This window comes from Microbulbifer sp. SAOS-129_SWC (assembly GCF_039696035.1).
In the GTDB taxonomy this organism is placed as follows: Bacteria; Pseudomonadota; Gammaproteobacteria; order Pseudomonadales; family Cellvibrionaceae; genus Microbulbifer.
This window is the reverse complement of record NZ_CP155567.1, coordinates 3,651,227-3,672,791: the sequence shown is the minus strand read 5'-3', so window position 1 is coordinate 3,672,791 and position 21,565 is coordinate 3,651,227. Positions and strand designations below refer to the sequence as shown.

The window sequence follows — 21,565 nt, the reverse complement described above, 5'->3', positions numbered from 1 at the left end:
AGTGGGGCTGCCGCAATCGCGCGCAAAGAGTGAGTTAATGCTAACTGACCTGAGATGTCTGCAGGGAACAACAAGAGAAACAATAGCAGGAGTGGAATATGAGTTCAGAAACTGTCGCGGACAAGTGTGCAGCGCTGCCGGTATTTACTGCCGAGTTGGCGGGTGACGAAACCGAACGCAGCTACGACCTGGTGCTGAAGCCGGTCAACCCCGTGGATGGCGTAGACCAGTACTGGCCGCTGTTTAACAGCAGCAGTGAAGGCGAACAGTTTGGCAATATGCTGTTCAAATTCAATGGCAAGAAAGGCACCTTTGTGCTCAACCTAACCCTGGACCTGTCCGAGGTGCCGGATCTGCAGTTTGCCAAGTCTACCGGGCATGGTCAGGATGGTATCAAGGGAATTACCGAAAATTTCCGCCACGAGTTCAAGGCGAAAGCGAAGAAGGGCGACGATGGTAACTATACGCTGCTGCAGATCACGGTAAAGAACAAGGATTTCGAGGCAGATACTTATACTTTCCTGTGGCAATGCACTACCGCCGACGGGGTGGATTTTGTCTCCGGTGATCCTCAAGCGCAATACGAACCGCAGTGATCAGTCGCAGATAGCGGCTCTTACCTTCGCGGAAACCTGGGGCTGGGTGCAGAGTTGCTGGAATGCCGGCAGGTTAAACCACTCTGCGCTCATGCCCTGCCTGAGCAAATTTTCGATATGGTAGCTCGCAGATCGCCACTCCTCTGCATTTGCATAAACCTGGGCTGCAGCGTATTGCACGTAAGTGTCGTCAGGTGCTTCTCTAAGCAGGTCCTTGGTTAGCAGTATGGCTTCATCAATTCTGCCAACATTGGCTAAAGCCTCGCTTCGAAACTGCCTGGATCGTAAATCCTTTTTCCCCCTGGTTAGTTCAAGCAATCTGTTGAAACTTGATATGGATTCCGGTGTTTCTCCAAGTAGCAAGTAAGTCTCAGCGATTTGCTCAATTGCAGGCACATTATCGGGAACTGATGTTAAGACCTGCTGGTACACCTTCAATGCTTGCGAGTATTTACCTTGTAAGAAATAGATTGCACCGAGATTGGATTTGGTGCGCCAGCCACGGAGCTTTTCGGGTATTGAGGTGATAGCTTTTTCTGCAGCGGTAAAGTTTCCGCTTTCCATTTCTATATTCCCAAGTGCGGAATACGAAGACCAGTGTTCCGGGTGGGCGCTGATATTTTTCTTCAGGATATTGCGCGCTTGAGTGTAATTCCCGCTAAGAGCGTGGTTCAGCGCGATCAGGTATAAATTGTCGGCTGACGGATTTAGCGCGGTAGCTTGCTCGGCATATTGCAGGGCCGATTCATAATCCCCTTGGGTAAACAGGTAGCGGGCGTACTTGGCAAGTAGTGCCGCAGAGGGCGCTTCCTGTTTGTCGAATTGCTTTATCAGAGCGTCGAACTGGCTTTTATCTGCGCTGTAAGTCCGCAACCAAAGTTCAAGTTCAAGAACCAATATCGGCGAAATCTTCCGGGCCTTGGCCCGCTCCAGCATGTCCAGACCTGACTGGAGATCCGCTTTGTCGTCCGTCAATACAAACAGGTTTGTCGCGACTTGCGTATAAGTTCTGTATAGATTGGGGTTTTGTGGATAGCTGCCGAGCAGCTTGCCGAGCCGCTGTAAGTCAGCTTTGGAGTTCTCCTTGCTTTCCATCCGACTGATAATGTTCAGATAATCACTGTAGTCCCGCTCCGACATCGCTATCTGTTTGATAGTATCTTTGGCATAGTCACTAGGGAACAGCCCGGTGGCACTGTTGGCAATCCGATACTCCGCCTCCTGCCGCTTATCTACCAAAAACGCAAACCCAGCCTGCTGCCGGATCTGGCTATTGACCGGATTCAGCCGCTGCAACTCGATCTCACAGCGCACCTGCGCACAATCCAGCCGCGCAAACAGCGCATCGGTCACACCCTTGTCACGCAGTTTTTGCAGCTGCGCATCAAAATCCTGTCCGTCTTTCGGGGTAAAGCTGACCAGCGCGGAGGCCTTCAACTGGGCGGCGGCATTCATCAGTGCCTGGCGCACCATGGTTTTGGTCAGGGTTTTGGCGTTGTCTTCGCCGCGCACGTCGCCGTGCATCTCCACCGGCAGTACGGCGATATATTGCGGATCCAGGCGGGTGGCGTAGTCCCAGGCGAAATAGCCGGCAACGCCAAGTGCGGCAACGCCGAGTGCGCCTGCGGCGGCGCGCAGGTTGCGGCGCCGTGTGCTCGGCGGTTTGCGCAGCAGCTGGGTCACGGTGGCGGAGAACTCGCGTGTGTCGGTATCCGATTCCACCTGTTGCAGGAACGCCAGTGCCTCGCCCACCTGCTCGACGGAGTCGGGGCGCTTGCCCGGCTCCTTGGCCAGCAGCCGGTCGAGCAGCGCGGCGAGGGATGCCGGCAGGGCGGGGTTGGTCCGCTGCGGCGGGATATGCGCTTCGCTGACAATCTTGTGTGCCAGCGCCATGGCGCCGCCCTCGCCACCGTCAAACGGGCGCGCGCCGCACAGCAGTTCGTAGGCGACGGCGCCGAGGCTGAACAGGTCACTTCTGGGGTCGAGCGGGAAGCCCTGCAGCTGTTCCGGCGACATGGCTTCCACGGTACCGGCCACCTGGTCTTCGCGGGTGATCTGTTCACCTTCATGTTGCAGGGATTTGGCGATACCGAAATCGGTGATCTTGGCGGTGAAGCCGCCGGCGCCGTTGCGGGTAATGAGGATATTGTCGGGCTTCAGGTCGCGGTGCAGGATGCCGAGCCGGTGTGCTTCGCCGAGGCCGGCGCAGATCTGCAGCAGCAGGTCGAGCTTCTGTTTCAGCGGTGCGCTGTACTCGCGCATCCACTCCTTCAGCGTGGTGCCCTCGACGTATTCCATTACCAGCGCAATGCTGCCGTTCTCTTCGAGCACGTCGTAGAGCTGCACGATATTGGAGTGGTTGAGGCGCGCGAGCAGCTGCGCCTCGCTGTGGATGCGCGCGCTGGCGGAGGCGCTGGTGGAGTCCTTGCGCAGTTGTTTGATGGCCACCTGGCGCTGCAGGCGGGTGTCCTCGGCCAGGTAGACGATACCCATGCCGCCGGCACCCAGCGCGCGCTCGGTGCGGTAGCGCCCCTTTTTATCTGGATCCAGATCCAGACCCAGTTCAGGTTCCGCGACTTCCATAGTCTCTGGTTCTTGTTGGTGTTGTATCCGTCTGCCGCTGTTATCTGCCCTTTTCGGGTCTGCATCGCGGCTTTTCACACCAGTTTACCCTGTTCCCGCGCCTGCGACTATTTCTCCGTCTGCTTGTGCTTTGGCGCACAGCGCCGGGTAGTCGGCGCGCAGTCCGGCAAAGGCGCGGTGCCGGCACAGGCTGGCGAAACGCGGGGTGCGGTACCAGACCGGCGACTGGCCCAGTTCCAGTGCGCGGCGGATGGTGGCCGCGGCGGAGGCGTGGTCGTCGGTGGCGATATAGGCCTGGGCCATCGCGTTGTTGACATAGGTATCGTCGGTGGCCTGGCGGCGGATTTCCATCAGCGCGCTGGCCGCCTCTTCCTGCTGCCCGAGCAGCGCGTAGGCGCGGGCGAGAATCAGGCGGTTTTCCCAGCCCTTGCGCGTGCGGCCCAGGTCGCGCACTTTTTCTGCGAACTGTTGCGCGCGCCGTGGCTGGCCGCGCAGGCGGGCGATCTCGGCGCGGTACAGCAGCGGTTCCAGGTCGTCCGGCAGGCGCCGGTAGAGATCGGCGAAGCAGCGGTCGGACTGCGCCAGTTCACCTTGCAGGTAACGGGCCTGGCACAGGTTGAAGATATCGATACTGGACAGCTGCTGCGGATCGGCGTGTTCGAGCAACTCGATGGCTGCTTGCAATGCGCCCATATCGAGGTCGTTGGCGGCAAGCAGCGAGGTTGCGGCGAAATCCTTTTTATCCAGCGCCAGCACCTGTTCCAGGATAGGTTGTGCCGCCGGCAACTGGCCGGCGTAGCTGAGGATGGTGGCCTTCTGCATCAGGTAGGTGACGCTGGTGCGCAGCGCCAGCGCGCGGTCGATGCTATGCAGGGCCGCGGGGTAGTCGTCGCGCAGCTGGTAATAGCTGGCCTCGGTGAAATAGTAGCTGGCCGGGTCCGGGGCCACGTCCTTGAGCCGCGCGAGCAGTTCGCGGGCGCGGTTCCAGTCGTATTGCAGTAGGGCGAGATAATAGTGGGACATCAGTAATGCGAACGTATCGCCGATGTCGTCGGGGGCCCGGGCCAGGAAGCGCTGCAGCCGCTCCACCGCGTCGATATTGCGGTTGATGGTGCGGTCGTCGAACGCCAGCTGGGTATAGAGCAGGTAAATCGGCGGATAGTCCGGTGCCTGCGGCTGCAGGGCTTCCAGTGCCTGCATGGTCGAGGCAAAGACCTCGATGTTGCGGTAGTAGAAGCTGTGGGTTTCCAGCGCCAGGAAGCGCTGGTACTCGGCCTCGCCGATGCTGAGGTCCGGGTCCCTGCCGCGCGGCGGGTAGTCGCCGAGCAGATAGTTGAGCTGCTGCTGGGTGCGCTCGTAGCCGCGGCGTATGGCGTGGGGCTTGAGGCTCAGGCTGCGTTTACCGATGGTGCGGAGGTCGCTGGCATCGATGAGTGCCATCGTCAGTTTGCAATCGCTGGCACCGCAGTCGAAGCGGGGTTTGAGCAGCAACTGCGCATTGAGCTTTTGCGCCTGGGCGCTGGCGGGCTGGCCGCGCAGCGCTGCGGATTCGCTGTAGGGCACCAGGTAGAGGCCGCGGCGGTTGGCCAGCGCGCGGCAGATGGCACCGAGTGCGCTCTGTATCTGCGCGCTGTTCTGTTTGGGTATTTCGGCGGGCATCAGCACGGCGATATAACGGCCGCTGTCCCAGTGCGCAAACCCGGGGTGCCGCAGCGACAGCGATACGCCCACCGCGGCTGCGGCCACCACCAGCAGCAGCGCGGCCAGGGCGCCGAACGGGAGGCGGCGGCGCCGGTAGTGTTCCTCGCTGGTAGGGGGGTTGTGCGCGGGGGGAATCTCGCTGCGGCGCTCGCCACCTTCGGCCAGGTCGCGACCGATGCGCTCCAGTTCGGCCGCCACGGCTGCCGCGCCGGGCGGCCGCTCGGCGGGCTCCTTGGCCAGCAGGCGGTCGAGCAGTCGGTTGAGTGCCGGCGGCAGTTCCGGGTTGAAGCGCGTCGCCGGCGGGTGCGGTTTGCGCAGGATGCGCTCGGCGGTGGTGTAGGGACTGCGGTTGTCACCGAACGGGTGCTGGCCGCACAGCAGCCGGTAGGCCAGCAGGCCCAGTGCGAACAGGTCGCTGTGGGGCTGCGGCGCCTCGCCGCGCAGCTGCTCCGGTGCCATGGTGTCGAAGGAGCCGGCCACCTTGCCGTCGCGGGTGAGCCGCTCGTCGCCGGGCTCGATGGAGCTGGCGATCCCGAAGTCGGCCACCTTGGCGCTGCCGTCCGCGGCCACCAGGATATTGTCCGGTTTGAGATCGCGGTGGACGATACCGAGCCGGTGCGCGGCATCGATACCGCGGCAGATCTGCACCAGCAGATCCAGCTTGGCCGCCAACGACAGGGGCTGGCTCTGTTGCCGGGTCGACAGTGCTGTGCCCTCGACATATTCCATCACCAGGGCGATGCCGTCGCGGGTGTCGATGGCATCGTACAGCTGTACCACGTGGGGGTGATTGAGTTGTGCGAGCAGCCGCGCTTCCGATTGAATGCGCACGCTGGCGGACTCGTTGGCGGTGTCGGTACGCAGCTTTTTGATCGCCACGCGCCGCTGCAGTTTCAGGTCTTCGGCCAGGTAGACCACGCCCATGCCGCCGGCGCCGAGGGTGCGCTCGATGCGATAGCGATCCGACAGGATCTGTTCCGGTTGGGCGAAGTCCATGGTTTTTTATTCTTGTCGCAGCAATGAGAGTGTGACGGGCGTTGGTGCCAATTTGCGCGCGAGTCTACCTTTTTTCTCTGGTGACAACTGTGAACCCGACACTGTTTATGGTCGGGTTCGTCTATTTCTGCGCAATTGCGTTGGGGCAGAGCGTGGGGTAGTCGGCGCGCAGGCCGGTGAACTCCGCGCGGGTACAGAGGGAGGCGAAGGTATTGGTGGTGTACCAGATCGGCGAAATGCCCATCTCCAGCGTGCTGCGGATATGCGCCTTGGCGGAGTTCAGGTCGCCGGTGATGAAATAGATCTGCGCACGTGCGTAGTTGACGTACAGGTTGCCCGGCGCGTCGCGGCGGATGGCGATCAGCTTTTCAATCGCGCGGTCGGGCTGGCCCAGCTCGGCGTAGGCGCGCGCCTGGATTAGCTGGCTTTCCCAGTTGTTGCGCCCGTCGACGAGTTTCAGTGCCTGTGCGGCCAGCTGCCGGGCCTGGTCGTCGAGATGCTGGGCGCGGGCAATCTCCACGCGGTAGAGCAGCGGCTCGGCGTCGTCCGGGGCCGCGGTGGCGATGCCGTCGAAGCAGCGGTCGGCGCGCGGGAACTGCCGCTCGATAAAATAGGCCAGGCACAGGTTGTAGGTGTCCATCGGGCCCAGCTGCTCGACATCCTCGGCATTCAGCAGGCGGATGGTTTCCTTCGGGTGGCCGCCGTCGAGTTCGTTGGCGGCCAGCAGCGAGATGGCGCGCGGGTTGTCTTTGTAGTACTCGAGGGAGCGCTGGATAAAGTCGCGCGCGCTATCCATGTGTCCGGACTGCGACAGCGCCAGGGCTTTTTCCAGCAGGTAGGCGGCGCTGGTGCGGTAGCTCAGGGCGCGGTCGATGGCGGTAATGGCGCGGTCGTACTCGCCGCGCGCGGTGTGGTATTTGGCTTTCTGGAAGTAGTAGCTGCCCTGATCGGGCAGGGAGACTTTAAGTTTTGTCAGCAGTGCGGCCGCGCGCGACCAGTTGCCGCGCGCGGTAGCGAGCTTGAGCCGCGCCGACAGTACCGCCGGGCTGTCGGCGATGTCGCCGGGGGCGCGCTGCAGGAAGCGCTCCAGCCGATCGAAGGCATCCGCGTCGCGGGTGTCGTACTCGTAGCCGACGATGACGGCACCGAACAGGTCGTAGTAGGGGGCGAAACCGGGATTTTTCTGCTGCAGCTTTTCCAGTGCATCGATGATGCCGGGCGATTTGTCGTCGTTGTTGCGCTGCGCGTAGAGCTGCAGGTAGCGCTGGTAATCGTCGCGGCTGATGTTGTAGTCGGCACTGTTGTCGCGGGCCGGGAATTGCGGCAGCAGGTAGTTGAGCTGCTGCAGCACGCGCGCGCGGCTCTCCAGCGGGTAGTCCGTTTCCAGCTGGGTGCTGCGGCTGGCGATCACGGCGAAGTTGCGCGTGTCGATCAGCTCCAGCGATGCCTCGCAGCGACGCGCCTGGCAGGTGATCGACGGGTGCAGCAGCAGTTGTGCATTGAGTGCCCGGGCCTGTTCGCGCAGCGACTTGCCGCGCAGCGGGCGGGACTCGGAATAGGGGATCTGCAGCAGGCCGCGGCGCTCCGACAGTCCCTGTTTGATCGCGCTCAGCACATTGATATGCAGCTGCCGCAGCGCCGGGGTGGCACTGTTTTGCGTCGGGGCGACGATGGCGATATAGCGGCCGCCGTCGTCGCGCTCGATGGTCGGCCACAGTGCCACCGCCGCGGCGGCCAGCAGCGCGCAGGCGGCGGTGCCGACCGCGGCCAGCAGTCCCTTGCGCAGGCGCGCGCGGCGCTGTTGGCGCCGCTGGTAGCTCTCTGCGGTGACGGTTACCGTGCGGGTGGCGCTGCCGCTCTGCTCCGCGGCCAGCGCCTGCAGGATGGTGCCCAGCTCCTCGGCGACGATACTGGCGTTGAGCGGGCGTTTGTCCGGATCTTTCTGCAGCAGCCGGTCCAGCAGCTGGCACAGTGCCGGGGGCAGCTCGGGACAGAGGGTTGAGGCCGGCGCGTGGCGGGCGTTGACGAGGCGGTCGACCGCGGCGAAGGGGCTTTCCGGCGTGCCGAACGGGGTTTCATCGCACAGTACCCGGTAGGCGAGTACGCCCAGCGCAAACAGGTCGCAGCGGTTGTCGAGCGGGTTGCCCAGGGCCTGTTCCGGGGACATGGCGCCCCAACTGCCGGCGATGTGCTGCTCCAGGGTGAGTTCGCTGTCCTCACGCCAGCTCTTGGCGATGCCGAAATCCGTGATCTTGGCGGTGTTGTCGGCGTCGATGAGGATGTTGTCGGGCTTCAGGTCGCGGTGAATGATGCCGATGCTGTGTGCCCGCGCCAGGCCATGACAGATCTGCCGCAACAGCTGGATTTTCTGTATCAGGCCGGGATCCCGTTCGCGCAGCCAGGTGTGCAGGGTGCAGCCATCCACATACTCCATGACCAGCGCCAGGTCGTCGCGCTCTTCGACCACATCGTAGATCTGCACGATGTTGTTGTGGTTGAGCTGTGCCAGCAGCAGCGCTTCCTGGCGGATACGCTGGGGCGCGGCGCTGCTGTTGGGTCGCTTCAGCAGCCGCTTGATCGCCACGCGGCGGTTCAGCCGCTCGTCCAGCGCCAGGTACACCACGCCCATGCCACCGGAACCCAGTTGCCCGGTGACCTGGTAGCGGCCGATGTAAAAAGGGTTTTGCTCTGACGTCATGAGTTCCGTTGATTCACTCAGCCGTCCGTAGCGAGAGGATCCTTCAGTAATTGTGCAGTCGTTGTGCCGGGGCTGTGCGCGGGCGTGCCGCGCTGACATGTTATTCGATTACCGCTGCCGTGCGGATCCCGGTGTGGGACTCCAGCTGCGAGCCCTTGTAAATTTCGAAACGATTGCAGCCGAGGCGAATTTCCCATGAGCGCCGCTCCACCAGATCGGAGGTGTCGATGGCGTCCGGCAGTGATTCCCCGATCTGCTTGCGCGCGCGGAAGATCTGCGTATTCAGGTGATTGACGGTGATGCCCAGCTCGCGGGTGGCCAGTTGGATCGACACCCAGCCCTGCGAATCGGCATCGACGCCGCGCTGCATATCGTTTACCCGCGCGCGGGCCAGGTACAGCAGCAGGTAGTTGTGGATGCGCGCCGGCAGCGCCTGTTTGATTTCTCCCTGGCGCAATTGCAGCTGCACGTGTTCTTCGTGGTGGCTGACGGAGAAGCGCAGGTCAAACTGGGTAATGGACAGCTGCTTCAGCGACAGCTCCCGGGTGGCCCCCTGGTTGTCGGCCAGGAACAGCCGCCAGCTGTGTACGCCGCAGTCAACGCGGTCGCCGTGCTTGACGATGGTGGCGTTGTGGGTGCCGTTGGAATTGCCGGTAATCTCGTACAGCCACTGGCCGGTGAGCGGGCTGTAGTGCAGGCTGGCGAGTGGCTCGCGCTCATCGGGCAGCAGGTGGTATTGCTCCAGCAGTTGCGCCTCACCGGTTTCCAGGTCGATCAGCAGGTTTTCCGGCGCATCGAGGTTTTCCACTACCCAGGCCGGGTTGGTGGCGCGGCCGAAGGCGATGTGGTCGCCCTGCTGCAACTGGTAGTTCTTGGCCGGCACCATCTGCTGGTTATTGAGCCAGGTACCGTTGCGGCTGAGGTCGCGAATATTCCAGTGGGTTCCGGTCCACTGGATAGCGGCGTGAATGCCGGAGATTTCAGAGCTGGTGATGCGCGTATCGACCCGGTCCTGTCGCCGCCCAACAGTGTGGTGCGCCATCAGGTAGACGGGCTGTTCCCTGTCTGGGTGCTGCAGTGAAGCCATGCTTCGATCCCTCTTCCCTGTGGTTGCGCGGCGGGCCTGTGCCTCGCCAACAACCTCAATTGCGGAAAGACAGGACGCAGCGCGCAGCGCAAGGCGGGCAATGCCAATGAAAACCGGAGGGGCCGATAGCAGGAGGTCGGTTTACATTTTCGCCAGGCGTCAGGTGATGCTGTCGCTGAATAGCCGTCAATATTTAACCACTGGCAGAGCCCCTCCAGCCGTGGCAAAACGATTTTTCAGCGGCGCATAGGTATTTTTATTCGCGCCCTGTCTCGATCTGGCACGCCCGTATAGGGTTGCCTTTAGTGTTGTTGCACCATTTATACCGATCTTTTTCTTGAATGCAACGATTCAGTGCCCGGCGGATAAAAAATGCAGAAAGCTTGCGTTGTCTCGGAAATCGACGCACGAAACTGTGGCCAGTTTGGCAGCTCGCTTTGTCTTTACGTGACGTTTCAGCCTTCGTCTTTTTCCGCAGACGGGTGGCGGCTGTCTTTGCGATCCAGGTCGCCGACATCCAGTACCGGCGATGCGTCGATATGCTCGGCATCCATCATCAACGCGACGCGCTGCAGCGAGGAGATGATCATCGACTGCTCCCACTCACGCAGGTCGCGGAACTGGCGTACGAAATGTTCCTGCAGCGGTGTGGGGGCGTCGCGGATAAAGTCCATGCCCTTCTCGGTGAGGTAGGCGTGCACCTTGCGCTTGTCTTCCGAGGAGCGCTCGCGGTACACCAGGCCGCGCTTTTCCAGCCGGTCGAGAATGGTGGTGACGGTCGCCTGGCTGAGGCTGATTTCCCTCGCCAGGGCACCGATGGTCACCTGCCCCTTCTCGCGGATGGCCTGTAGCAGCAGCAATTGTGGTGCCGTCAGCCCGGCGGTCTTCACCAATTGCTTGGAATGCAGGTCGGTGGCGCGGATCAGGCGGCGCAGGGTGATCAGTACTTCTTCAATCTTGTCCATTAAAAGCAGGCTCTGCAGTTCGCGGCGGGAAAGTTGCCTGCGGCCGACTTTAGGCCCTGCCTGCATTTTGTCAATCACTGTCTGAGGTCCTGCATCCCTGCCATTTCCCGCGCGCGGACGGCTGTCACGCCCGCTGTCGAGATACTGTGATCTGGTTAACTTTTGATCGTTCTGCATGGGGTGAGCCTTGCGGTGTCGCGGTTATTTAGAGTACTATGCAAAAAATTGTTTAGTGCAGTAAATAATTTTTCTGTTAAAAGGTCAAATATGACCTTATGAGTGTGCATTGAGGCGTCTATGACGTCTTTTTTGTATCAATCGAAAATTTGACGACTAAAGGTATTGGTTTGAGCGCCACAAGCGTTACGAAATCGCAGAGCGGAAGCTCGGAAAGCAAAACTGAAGAGTCTCCGGAAGAAAAGGTCACCGCGCGGCAGGATTCCGCTACCAGGGAAGCCCTGCTGCGCAGGCCGGTCAGTGAAGACGGTGCCGATGTGCATCGACTGATCAGTCAATGTCCCCCCCTGGATGAAAACTCCATCTACTGCAACCTGCTGCAGGCGAGCCATTTCGCCGACACCAGCGTTGCCGCCGAGATCGATGGTGCCCTCGCCGGCTTTGTGTCCGGCTACCTGGTGCCGGAGCGCCCCGACACGCTGTTTGTCTGGCAGGTGGCGGTGGCCGAAGCCGGCCGCGGCCAGGGCCTGGCCGGGCGCATGATCCGCGAGATCCTGAGCCGCCCGGCCTGCGCTGCGGTGCGCTACCTGGAAACCACCATCACCCCCGACAACGAAGCCTCCTGGGCGCTGTTCCGCGGCCTCGCCCGCCGGCTCGGGGCGGAGTGCGGCGATTCGGTGATGTTTGATCGCGAGCGCCATTTCCAGGGACGTCACGACAGCGAGATGCTGCTGCGTATCGGGCCGTTTTCCCAAGCGGCAGTCGATGGCTGATGCTGCCCAATTTCATTCACTGCGAATTCCCAATTCACCCATAAAAGGTTGCCTACATGAAAGTTTTTGACGAGATCGAATCGGAAGTACAGAGCTATGCCCGCGCTTTTCCGCGCGTATTTAACAAAGCTCAGGGCGAGTACCTCTATGACGAGGACGGCACCCAGTACCTGGACTTTCTCGGCGGTGCCGGCACCCTGAACTACGGTCACAACAACCCGCTGTTCAAGGAAGCCCTGATCGAATACATCCAGCAGGACGGTATTACCCACGGTCTCGACCTGCACACCAAGGCCAAGCGCGAATTCCTGGAAGCCTTCGCCACGAAGATCCTGCAGCCGCGCGAACTGAACTACGTCATGCAATTCACCGGTCCCACCGGCACCAACGCCGTGGAAGCGGCGATGAAGATTGCGCGCAAGTACAAGGGCCGCGAGAACATCATCTCCTTCACCAACGGTTTCCACGGCTGCAGCATGGGCGCCCTGGCCGCCACCGGTAACTCCCACCACCGCGGCGCTGCCGGAACCAGCATGAGCGGTGTTTCGCGCATCCCGTACGACGGCTACCTGGGCGACGACATCGACACCACCGCCTATCTGGACAAGGTGCTGTCCGATTCCTCCAGCGGCATCGACCACCCTGCGGCAGTCATGGTGGAAACCGTACAGGGCGAGGGCGGCATCAACGCGGCCAGCGCCGAGTGGCTGCGCAATCTGCAGGCGGTCTGCCACAAGCATGATGTGCTGCTGATTGTCGACGACATCCAGGCGGGCTGTGGCCGTACCGGCAGCTTCTTCAGCTTTGAAGACGCGGGTATCAAGCCGGATATCGTGACCCTGTCCAAGTCCCTGTCCGGCTACGGCCTGCCGTTCGCGGTTGTGCTGATGCGCCCGGAGCTGGACCAATGGAAGCCCGGTGAGCACAACGGTACCTTCCGCGGCAACAACCTGGCGTTCGTCACCGCGACTGCGGCGATCAACCACTACTGGAGCGACGACAAGTTCGCCAAGGAAGTGCAGCGCAAGGGCGACTACATCGGTGAGCGCCTGAACGCGATCGTGGAGAAGTTCGGCGACGGCAACATGACCACCCGCGGTCGCGGTATGTTCCGCGGTCTGAACTGCATCAGCGGCGAACTGGCCGGCAAGATCACCAGCGAAGCGTTCAAGAACGGCCTGGTCATCGAGACCAGTGGTGCCGACGACCAGGTGGTGAAAACCCTGTGTCCGCTGACCATCAGTGACGAGAACCTCAAGCGCAGCCTGGATATCGTTGAAGCGGCGGTGGAAAAAGTTCTGAAAGGTACCGAGGTGCCGGAAGAACACGATTTCTTTGCCGACGATGACTCCGCTGCCGAGAAGGCCGCTGACAAGAAAGGCGAACTGGCCGGCGCCGCCTGATCGGCACCGCCCGCGAAATAACCTGATTCTTTGATTGATGAGAGACCAGTAATGATTGTTAGAAGTCTGCAAGAAGCCGAAAAAACTGACCGCAAGATTGTTTCCGAGGGCTGGGACAGCACCCGCCTGCTGCTGAAGCAGGACAACATGGGCTTTTCCTTCCACATCACCACTATCTTTGAAGGTGCCGAGCTGCACCTGCACTACCAGAACCACCTGGAGTCTGTGTACTGCATTTCCGGTGAAGGCAGTGTCGAAACCGTGGCGGATGGCAAGGTGTACGAAATCAAGCCGGGTACCATCTACGTTCTCGACCAGCACGACAAGCACATTCTGCGTGGCAAAACCGAAATGAAAATGGCCTGTGTGTTCAACCCGCCGCTGCACGGCAAGGAAGTGCACAATGCCGATGGTGCCTACGAACTGGATGCGGAAGAGGTTTCCGGCAAATAAATAGATGTTGTGTTGCCGAACCGGCGCTGCGGCGCCGGTTCACGAACAAGCTCACCAAGCATCTACAGGAAAACCATGAAACAACACACGGTGGAAAAAATCGGCGGCACGTCCATGAACGACTATGCCGCAGTTCGCGACAACATCATTTTCAAGGACGGCAAAGTCGGGGTGGACGATGTCTACCAGCGAATTTTTGTTGTCTCCGCTTACGGCGGCATTACCGATATGCTGCTCGAACACAAAAAGTCCGGCCGTCCGGGTATCTTCGCCCTGTTTGCCAGTGCCGATGAAGAGGGCAGCTGGTCTGAGGCTGTCAGCGGCCTGCGCGAGCGCATGGAGGAGATCAACGGTACCCTGTTTACCGAACCGGAACAGCTGAAAAAGGCCAATACCTTTATCGGCGAACGCCTGCAGGATGCCGAGCGCTGCCTGGCCGACCTGGAGCGGGTCTGCCAGCACGGGCACTTCGCCCTCGAAGGGCACCTCAACACCGTCAGCGAGATGCTGGCCAGCCTGGGCGAGGCGCACAGCGCCTGGAACACCGCCGAGCTGCTGCGCCAGGAGGGAATTGCGGCGCGCTTTGTCGACCTGACCGGCTGGCAGGACGGCGAGCACCTGACCCTCGATGAGCGCATCGAGCGCGCTTTCAGCGAGATCGATCTCGCGCGTGAATTGCCGATCGTGACCGGTTATGCGCACACCGCCGAAGGCCTGATGAAGAGCTTTGCGCGCGGTTACAGCGAGATGACTTTCAGCCGCATCGCGGTAATCACCGAAGCCTGTGAAGCGATCATTCACAAGGAATACCACCTGAGCAGTGCCGATCCGCGCCTCGTTGGCGAGGACCAGGCAGTGCCGATCGGCCGCACCAACTACGACGTGGCCGACCAGCTGGCCAACCTGGGGATGGAGGCTATCCACCCGCGCGCGGCCAAGGGCCTGCGCCAGCAGGAAATTCCGCTGCGCGTCATGAACACCTTTGAGCCGGAGCACCGCGGTACCCTGGTGACCGGTGACTACGTCAGCGAGACCCCGTGCGTGGAGATCATCGCCGGGCGCAAGAATATCTACGCTGTCGAGTGTTTCGACCAGGACATGATGGGCCTGATGACCAGCTACGATCGCGCGATCAACGAGATCATCGCGCGCTTCAAGGGCAATGTGGTCACCAAGGATACCAATGCCAACACCATCACCCACTTCCTGGGTAACAACCTGAAAACGGTGAAGCGCATCCGCAGCAATATCTGCGCGCAGTATCCGGATTGCGACATTCAGGTGCGCAAGGTAGCCGTGGTATCGGCGATTGGCAGTGACATGAAGGTGCCGGGCATGCTGTCCCGCGCCGTGGCCGCACTGGCGCGCTCCGGTATCAGCGTGTTGGCCGTGCACCAGTCCATGCGCCAGGTGGATATGCAGTTCGTCGTCAACGAGAGCGACTACGAAAGTGCCGTAAAGAGCCTGCACCACGCCCTGGTCGAGGTATACGACCACGGTGAAGCAATATGCGCAGCCTGACGGCGCTGCTGTCCGCACTGCTGCTGTTTGCGCTGGGTACGCTCGGCGCCGCCGCGGAAACGCCGCCGGCGGCTGCCGACGACGCGGCGCAACAGCAGCGGATGCAGGAGCGTGTCGACCATCTGGACAAGCCGCTGTACACCCCCTTCATCGAGCGCTATGTGCTCGATGAACTGAAACAGCTGCGCAAGGATATGGCCGCGCAGCGCGTGGCGCTTACCGAGAAAATGGTTGATCGGCAGGTCAGCACCGCCGACAAGGCCATTACCTACGCCACCGATACGGTGACCTACTTCTTTTATCTGATCGCCGGTATCAGTTCCATGCTGGTGTTGGTGGGCTGGACCTCCATCCGCGATATCAAGGAGAAGGTGCACAACCTCGCCACGGAAGAAATTTCCGAGCTGGTGAGCCAGTACGAAGAGCGCCTGCGCAGCATTGAAGAGCAGCTCAGCGAGAAGACCCGCCATATCGAGCACAACCGCGACGAGATCGAGCTGACCCAGGAAGTGCAGTCCCTGTGGTTGCGCGCCGGGCGCGAGCAGACGCCGGCAAGCAAGATTGCGATCTACGATCAGATCCTCACCCTGCGCAGCGACGATTGCGAGGCGCTTACCTACAAGGCCGACGCCGTGCTCGAGCTGGGTGAGCCGCAGTGGGCCATCAACCTGTGCCGGCAGGCGCTGGAAATCGACGGCGACAACGGCAACGCCTACTACCAGCTGGCCTGTGCCCACGCGCACGAGGAGCAGTGGGAAGAGGCAGTGGATTACCTGGCGCGGGCGCTGGGTAAATCTCCGGCCTATCGCGACGAGGCGATGGAAGATGCGGCGCTGGAGCGCCTGCACGAATACCCGCCGTTTGTCGAGCTGATGGGGATTCAACCGCTGGCCGAGAGTGGGGAGACGGCCTGATCCGCAGCGACAACTTTTTGCCCGTACAATTTTAATAACAGTGCCTTAACCGCAAGGCAGAGGAGCGTCCCTTGTTACTCAGTTTCCTGTTTTTCCTGTTGATGTTTGCCGCCATCGGCATGAGCTCTTTTATCAAGAGCCGCGGTACCAAGAAAGACTATTACCTCGCCAGCCAGGACGTATCGCCGTTCCTGGTGGGGCTGTCTGCGGTGGCCACCAACAATAGTGGCTATATGTTTATCGGCGTGATCGGTTACACCTACGCCACCGGGCTCGCCTCCATCTGGATGATGGTGGGCTGGATCCTCGGCGACTTTCTCGGCTCGCTGTGGGTGCACAAGTCCCTGTGCCGGGCCACGGGCAAAACCGGGGAATCCAGCTATGCCGGCGTGATCGGCGCCTGGACTGGCTCCAACTTCAGTACCTGGCAGCGCCTCGCCGGCATCCTGTCGTTGCTGTTCCTGCTCGCCTACGCCAGCGCGCAGCTGGTGGCCGGCGGCAAGGCGCTGTACGTCGTGCTGGATCTGCCCGCGTGGAGCGGTGCGGTAATCGGCGGCGTGATTGTGGCGGCCTACTGCCTGGCCGGCGGCATCCGTGCTTCCATCTGGACCGATGCGGCCCAGTCCATGGTGATGATCGTGGCGATGGCCTCGCTGCTGGTCGTGGCCACCCAGTCGGTGGGCGGTATTGGCGCGGCGGTGGCGCAGATGGGGCAGGTCGAAGGTTTCCTCGACTGGTATCCCCACAACCTGCTGTTGCCGGGCCTGGCGGGCGGTATCCTGTTTGCGGTGGGCTGGCTGTTTGCCGGCCTGTCCGTGATCGGCCAGCCCCACGTGATGGTGCGCTTTATGGCGCTGGAGTCCGAAACCCGTATGGTGCAGGCGCGCTGCTGGTACTACGGCTGGTTTACCGCCTTCTATCTGATGGCCACCAGTGTGGGCATGCTGGCGCGTATCCTGCTGCCCGACGCGGGCAGCTTCGATGCGGAGCTGGCCCTGCCGATGATGGCGATGAAGCTGTTGTCTCCGGCGTTTGTGGGGCTGATTCTGGCGGGCGTGTTCGCCGCCACCATGTCTACCGCGGATTCCCTGGTGCTGAGTTGCTCGGCGTCTTTGACCCACGATGTCATTCCGCACCGGGTGGAAAAATCCTGGCTACTCAAAGCGGCCACGCTGGGTATCACCGTGGTGGCGGTGGGCTGGGCGCTGCTGAACAAGCAGAGTGTGTTCAGCCTGGTGGTCATGTCCTGGTCCGCCCTGGCCTCGGCCTTTGCGCCGCTGCTGATCGTGCTGGCACTGGGCGCGCGACCGAGCCAGAAAACCTATATCGCCATGAGCGTGATCGGGCTGGCCACCGCGCTGGTGTGGCGCTGGCTGGGCTGGAACAGCGATATTTACGAAGGCATGCCGGGCATCATCGCCGGCCTGGTGGTGTTTGCCGCAACCCGCTGGTTCGAACGCACCCCCGTGGTGAGTGGGGCCAACGCCTGAGCCTTCACAGGTGACTCCACCCGATCGCGGTGACCGCCGCGATCCACACACAAAAAAGCCCGGCCAGGTGCCGGGCTTTTTTGTGGGCGTTACGCAGCGCGTGGATTAGATTTTCACGCCCTCGAGATCCAGCATCATTTCCACCTTCTGGGACGCCGGCCCCAGGTCGTAGTCGATACCGAAATCTTTCAGTGCGAACTCGGTGGTGCCGCTGAAGCCCTGGCGGTAGCCACCCCAGGGATCCTTACCGCCGCCGATATTGGTGACAGCGATGGTGATCGGCTTGGTGACACCGTGCAGGGTGAGTTCGCCGGACAGTTTGCCCTTGCCGTCGCCGAGCGGCTCAAAGCTGGTGCTCTTGAAGGTGGCGGTGGGGTACTTGGCCACGTTCAGGAAGTCCGGGCTGCGCAGGTGCTTGTCGCGCTCGGCCTGGTTGCTGTCGAGGCTGGATACGTCGATATTGACGTTGACCGAGGACTTTTCCGGGGCCTTCGCATCGTAATTGAAAGTGCCTTCGAAATCGTCGAAGCGGCCATAGAGCCAGCTGTAACCCAGGTGCTTGATGCGGAACTGGATAAAGGCGTGGGCGCCCCGGGTATCGATTTTGTATTCGGCGGCCTGGGCGGCGGTGCCGAGCAGGGTGGCGGCGAGGAAAATGGCGAGTTTTTTCATGGTTTGCTCCTTTTTTGTGTGAATTATTTCCGTCGGTCTAGCCGGCGCCGCGGCCGAGCATTTTGCGCAGGGTGGCGTCGCGGTCGATAAAATGGTGTTTGAGTGCCGCCAGCCCGTGTAGCACTACCACGGCCATCAGGCTCCAGGCCAGAATCTTGTGCACCTGGCCGGCGATATCCTCCTGGTGCGGCAGGCCGTGAATGGTGGCGGGTACGCCGAACCAGCCGAACACCTCGATCGAGCGGCCGTCGGCGGTGGAGATCAGGTAGCCGGAGGTCATGATCACCAGCAGCAACAGGTAGAGGCCGCCGTGCGTCAGCCGCGCCGCCAGTGCCTGCCAGCGCGGTGTGCCGGGCTCTGCCGCGGGGCTGCGGTTGAGCAGCTTCCACAACAGGCGCACCAGCAGCAGCGCCAGTAACAGCAGGCCGATACTCTTGTGCAGCGCCGGCCCCTCGCGGTACCAGGCATCGTAATAAGTGAGGCTGCGCATCCACCAGCCGAGAAAAAACAGGCCGATAATGGCCGGCGCCATCAGCCAGTGCAGGCCGATGGCCACCCAACCGTATTCGTTATTGCTATTCCGGGCCGGCATGGGGCTCTCCGCACTGTTATTGACTGCCCGTGAGTGTACCGCCCGCAGTCCGTTTCCAATATGCCGATTATAAAAATTTCGTTCAGCGCGAATAGCTAAAAAAACCGAAGGAACCGATCGAAAAATTAGCAGGACAGCTAATTTCCGCGCCGCAGGCGTCCCGAAAGGGGCGAACGCCAAGGATGGCGTGAGTAAAAAATTAGCAGGACAGCTAATTTCCGCGCCGCAGGCGTCCCGAAAGGGGCGAACGCCAGGGATGGCGTGAGTAAAAAATTAGCAGGACAGCTAATTTCCGCGCCGCAGGCGTCCCGAAAGGGGCGAACGCCAAGGATGGCGTGAGTAAAAAATTAGCAGGACAGCTAATTTCCGCGCCGCAGGCGTCCCGAAAGGGGCCAACGCCAGGGATGGCGTGAGTAAAAAATTAGCAGGACCGCTAATTTCCGCGCGCAGGCGCCGCGGACGGTGGGTGCGGGGATGGGGGCCGGGAGGAAAGCAACGGGTGTCAGTGCGGGTGGCCGCGCTGCCCCTCGCGCTCGGCGGCGGCCAGGACCCGCTCGAGCGCGCCGCGGTCGGGAGCGCCAGAGCGCTGCGCCAGCTGGTCGGCAAGCCAGCTGGGCGGGTGGTGCGGTTCAATACTGTCCAGCGCCAGTTGCTCGAGCTGCCAGATGACATTCAGCAGCAGGTGCGCGTCCATATCGCCTTCCCCGTCCTGGGCGGAGAACAGCTGCGGTTCCAGCTGCTCCACATCGCGGCGGCGCAGCATGATTTCGGCGAAGTTCGGGTACCAGCGGCTGCTGAACGGTTCCGGGCGGGCGCGATTGTCGAAGGTGATACGCAGGCGGTCGCCGGCGGCGTCTTCCAGTAGCGGGGTGTCCTGCTCATAGGCGGGCAGGGCGGGGCGGTGGCGCAGGATATCCACAATGGCATGCCAGTCGCTGTGGTTCTCCGCGCACAGGCGCAGGGGCTGGTCGAGTTCGCGCACTTCCGGGCGGCCGAGGTAGGCCAGTTGCTGGCCGGGCCGGTACCAGAAGAGTTCCAGCTGGTGCTCCTCCGCCAGATCGGCCAGATCGCCGCTGGTGAGTGGCTCTTCGGACACGGCGCTCAAGTGGTTGACGGCCTGCTCAATACTCAACCACTGTCGGCGATGGAAAGGTTTGGCCAGTGAATTGCCCATTGCGGTCCCCGGCTGCCGTTATAAGAAGCGGACTATCGCTTCAATAGTAGCAGCTGCTGTCGCCGCGCTCGGCAGGTCGCAGCAGGCGGTCGCTGCGGCGCGGTGGGCGGGATCTGGCGCCACCGGGGCGGTATAATGCCGGGTTTCCCGAACCCGTGACCCCTGTTCCCGAATTGATGGAGTGACCTGTGAAATTCCGTTCAAAACTCGCACGGCTGGCAGCGCCGCTGTTGCTGTGCCCGCTGGCAGCGGCGGCCGATGTATCGCCGGTGGCGCAAAAAACCGCGGACTACGCCGTGGATCACTACGAGGCGGCAATGACCGATACGCTCGCCGAGCTGGTACATTTCAAAACCGTGGCGCGCGATGACCTGCCAATGGAGAAAAACCCGGAGTTCACCGGCTTCAAGCGCGCGCTGTGTGACAAGGCCGAGGCGCTGGGCCTGGAGTGTGAGGACCACGGCTATGTGGTGATCGTGGCGCTGGGCCAGGGCCCGGAGAAGATCGGCATCGTCACCCACGGCGATGTGCAGCCGGCCAACCCGGCCAAGTGGAAGAAGAGCCCGTTCGTACTGGATCGCACCAGCGAGCCGGGCAAGCTGATTGCGCGCGGCAGCGAGGACGACAAGGGCCCGATCGCCACCGCCCTGTACGCCATGAAGTCGATCAAGGACCAGGGCGTGCCGATGAAGCGCCGCGTGGAGCTGATTGTCTACCTGGCCGAAGAGTCCAACTGGGGCCCGCTGAAGGCCTTCCTCAAAGACTACGATATGCCGGCGTACAACATCACCATTGATGCCGACTATCCGGTGGTCACCGCGGAGAAAGGCTGGAGCGAAGTGCGCGCCACCTTTGTCGACAAGCCGCTGGCCGACAAGAGCCAGCCCTACCTGAGTGATTTCCACGGCGGCTATTTCCGCAGCCAGGTACCGGACGAGGCACACGCCACCATCGTCAACCCGAGTGCTGGCCTGGAGAAGGCGATCCGCGCCCGCGCCGCGACCCACCCGAAGGTGAAATACGAGTTTGCCCGCAAGGACGGCAAGCTGGAGGTAACCGCCCGCGGTGTGGCCACCCACAGCTCCGAGCCGCAGCATGGCATCAACGCCATCGCCTTCCTGGCCGATGCCCTGGGTGCCTACCAGTGGCCGGCCAACGCCGCTGGCGCAACCGTACGCTATATCAACGATCTGATCGGCACCGGTATCCTCGCGGAGAAGTTCGGCAATATCGCTTACAGCGACGACTTTATGGGGCCGATGACCGGGGCCCTGACGATGGTCAAGGCGGATGACAAGGGCCTCACCAGCTACCTGAACCTGCGCCGCCCCACCGGCAAGAGTGCCGACAAGCTGGATGCACAAATCCACAGCGCCATCGATGACTGGCAGAAGGCGACCGGAATCCAGATGGCCAACGTGGGGGTGGACCTCGGCGATCCCTACCGCGTGGACAACGCGCCGCAGGTGGAACCGCTGCTGCAGGTGTTCCGCCATTTCACCGGTATCAAGAACGCCGGCCCGGTGGCGATCGGTGGTTCCACCAACGCCAAGCTGCTGCCCAGCGCGGTGAGCTTCGGCCCGTCGATGCCCGACAAAGCCTATACCGGCCACTCCGAGCACGAGTTCATGACCGTGGACCAGCTGCGCCTGAACCTGAAGATGTACACGGCGATGATGATCGAGATTGCGAACCTGTAGCTCTGGCTGAAGCCGTTACCCCGGAAGGCGCTGCACTTCCGGGTAGCCCGCCGAGTTGCTTCCGTAGGGG

General features: G+C 61.7%; 16 protein-coding genes. 8 read left to right on the top strand and 8 right to left on the bottom strand.

What is annotated here, in order from left to right:
* Nucleotides 1-98 precede the first annotated feature (98 nt).
* Nucleotides 99-596 carry a hypothetical protein gene (locus ABDK11_RS15825; RefSeq protein ID WP_346837483.1) on the top strand — a complete coding sequence of 166 codons (498 nt, stop codon included), beginning with the start codon at nt 99-101 and terminating at the stop codon, nt 594-596.
* Here ABDK11_RS15825 and ABDK11_RS15820 read toward each other — a convergent pair whose 3' ends face one another.
* The 5 genes from ABDK11_RS15820 to ABDK11_RS15800 form a co-directional block, all read right to left on the bottom strand.
* The gene (locus ABDK11_RS15820) at nt 597-3,179 is read right to left on the bottom strand and encodes a protein kinase (RefSeq protein WP_346837482.1); all 2,583 of its coding nucleotides are present in this window, start codon (nt 3,177-3,179) and stop codon (nt 597-599) included. It lies immediately after the preceding gene.
* 84 nt (nt 3,180-3,263) lie between these two features.
* Complete coding sequence (locus ABDK11_RS15815; RefSeq protein ID WP_346837481.1) at nt 3,264-5,876, bottom strand: protein kinase; 2,613 nt, start codon at nt 5,874-5,876, stop codon at nt 3,264-3,266.
* Nucleotides 5,877-5,997: 121 nt separating this feature from the next.
* The gene (locus tag ABDK11_RS15810) at nt 5,998-8,574 is read right to left on the bottom strand and encodes a protein kinase (protein ID WP_346837480.1); all 2,577 of its coding nucleotides are present in this window, start codon (nt 8,572-8,574) and stop codon (nt 5,998-6,000) included.
* Nucleotides 8,575-8,674: 100 nt separating this feature from the next.
* The gene (locus tag ABDK11_RS15805) at nt 8,675-9,661 is read right to left on the bottom strand and encodes an FHA domain-containing protein (protein WP_346837479.1); all 987 of its coding nucleotides are present in this window, start codon (nt 9,659-9,661) and stop codon (nt 8,675-8,677) included.
* Nucleotides 9,662-10,116: 455 nt separating this feature from the next.
* Nucleotides 10,117-10,626, bottom strand: a complete 510-nt coding sequence (locus ABDK11_RS15800; RefSeq protein ID WP_346837478.1) for a MarR family transcriptional regulator — start codon at nt 10,624-10,626, stop codon at nt 10,117-10,119.
* 347 nt (nt 10,627-10,973) lie between these two features.
* On the opposite strand from ABDK11_RS15800, the gene ectA reads away from it, so the two are divergent.
* The 6 genes from ectA (at nt 10,974) to ABDK11_RS15770 (ending at nt 17,357) form a co-directional block, all read left to right on the top strand.
* Nucleotides 10,974-11,576, top strand: coding sequence for a diaminobutyrate acetyltransferase (ectA, locus tag ABDK11_RS15795; RefSeq protein WP_346837477.1), 603 nt, complete (start codon nt 10,974-10,976; stop codon nt 11,574-11,576).
* A gap of 56 nt (nt 11,577-11,632) precedes the next feature.
* Entirely contained in the window at nt 11,633-12,979 is a 1,347-nt protein-coding gene (gene ectB / locus ABDK11_RS15790) for a diaminobutyrate--2-oxoglutarate transaminase (protein ID WP_346837476.1), read from the top strand.
* Between the two features lie 51 nt (nt 12,980-13,030).
* The gene (locus tag ABDK11_RS15785; RefSeq protein ID WP_346837475.1) at nt 13,031-13,432 is read left to right on the top strand and encodes an ectoine synthase; all 402 of its coding nucleotides are present in this window, start codon (nt 13,031-13,033) and stop codon (nt 13,430-13,432) included.
* Between the two features lie 75 nt (nt 13,433-13,507).
* Nucleotides 13,508-14,953, top strand: coding sequence for an aspartate kinase (locus ABDK11_RS15780; RefSeq protein ID WP_346837474.1), 1,446 nt, complete (start codon nt 13,508-13,510; stop codon nt 14,951-14,953).
* A complete protein-coding gene (locus ABDK11_RS15775; protein WP_346837473.1) occupies nt 14,941-15,867 on the top strand; it encodes a tetratricopeptide repeat protein in 927 nt (308 codons plus the stop codon). Before ABDK11_RS15780 ends, ABDK11_RS15775 begins: the two co-directional genes overlap by 13 nt.
* A 71-nt stretch (nt 15,868-15,938) precedes the next feature.
* Nucleotides 15,939-17,357, top strand: a complete 1,419-nt coding sequence (locus tag ABDK11_RS15770; RefSeq protein WP_346837472.1) for a sodium/proline symporter — start codon at nt 15,939-15,941, stop codon at nt 17,355-17,357.
* Between the two features lie 105 nt (nt 17,358-17,462).
* Here the strand turns inward: ABDK11_RS15770 and ABDK11_RS15765 are convergent, their stop codons facing one another.
* From ABDK11_RS15765 to ABDK11_RS15755, 3 genes are all read right to left on the bottom strand, one after another.
* Nucleotides 17,463-18,029 (bottom strand): YceI family protein, encoded by a 567-nt coding sequence (locus ABDK11_RS15765; RefSeq protein WP_346837471.1) that lies wholly within the window; start codon nt 18,027-18,029, stop codon nt 17,463-17,465.
* Nucleotides 18,030-18,066: 37 nt separating this feature from the next.
* A complete protein-coding gene (locus ABDK11_RS15760) occupies nt 18,067-18,621 on the bottom strand; it encodes a cytochrome b (protein WP_346837470.1) in 555 nt (184 codons plus the stop codon).
* 502 nt (nt 18,622-19,123) lie between these two features.
* Complete coding sequence (locus ABDK11_RS15755) at nt 19,124-19,795, bottom strand: hypothetical protein (RefSeq protein WP_346837469.1); 672 nt, start codon at nt 19,793-19,795, stop codon at nt 19,124-19,126.
* A gap of 188 nt (nt 19,796-19,983) precedes the next feature.
* On the opposite strand from ABDK11_RS15755, the gene ABDK11_RS15750 reads away from it, so the two are divergent.
* On the top strand, nt 19,984-21,495 hold the full coding sequence (locus ABDK11_RS15750) for a dipeptidase (protein ID WP_346837468.1): 1,512 nt from the start codon (nt 19,984-19,986) through the stop codon (nt 21,493-21,495).
* Nucleotides 21,496-21,565: the final 70 nt, after the last annotated feature.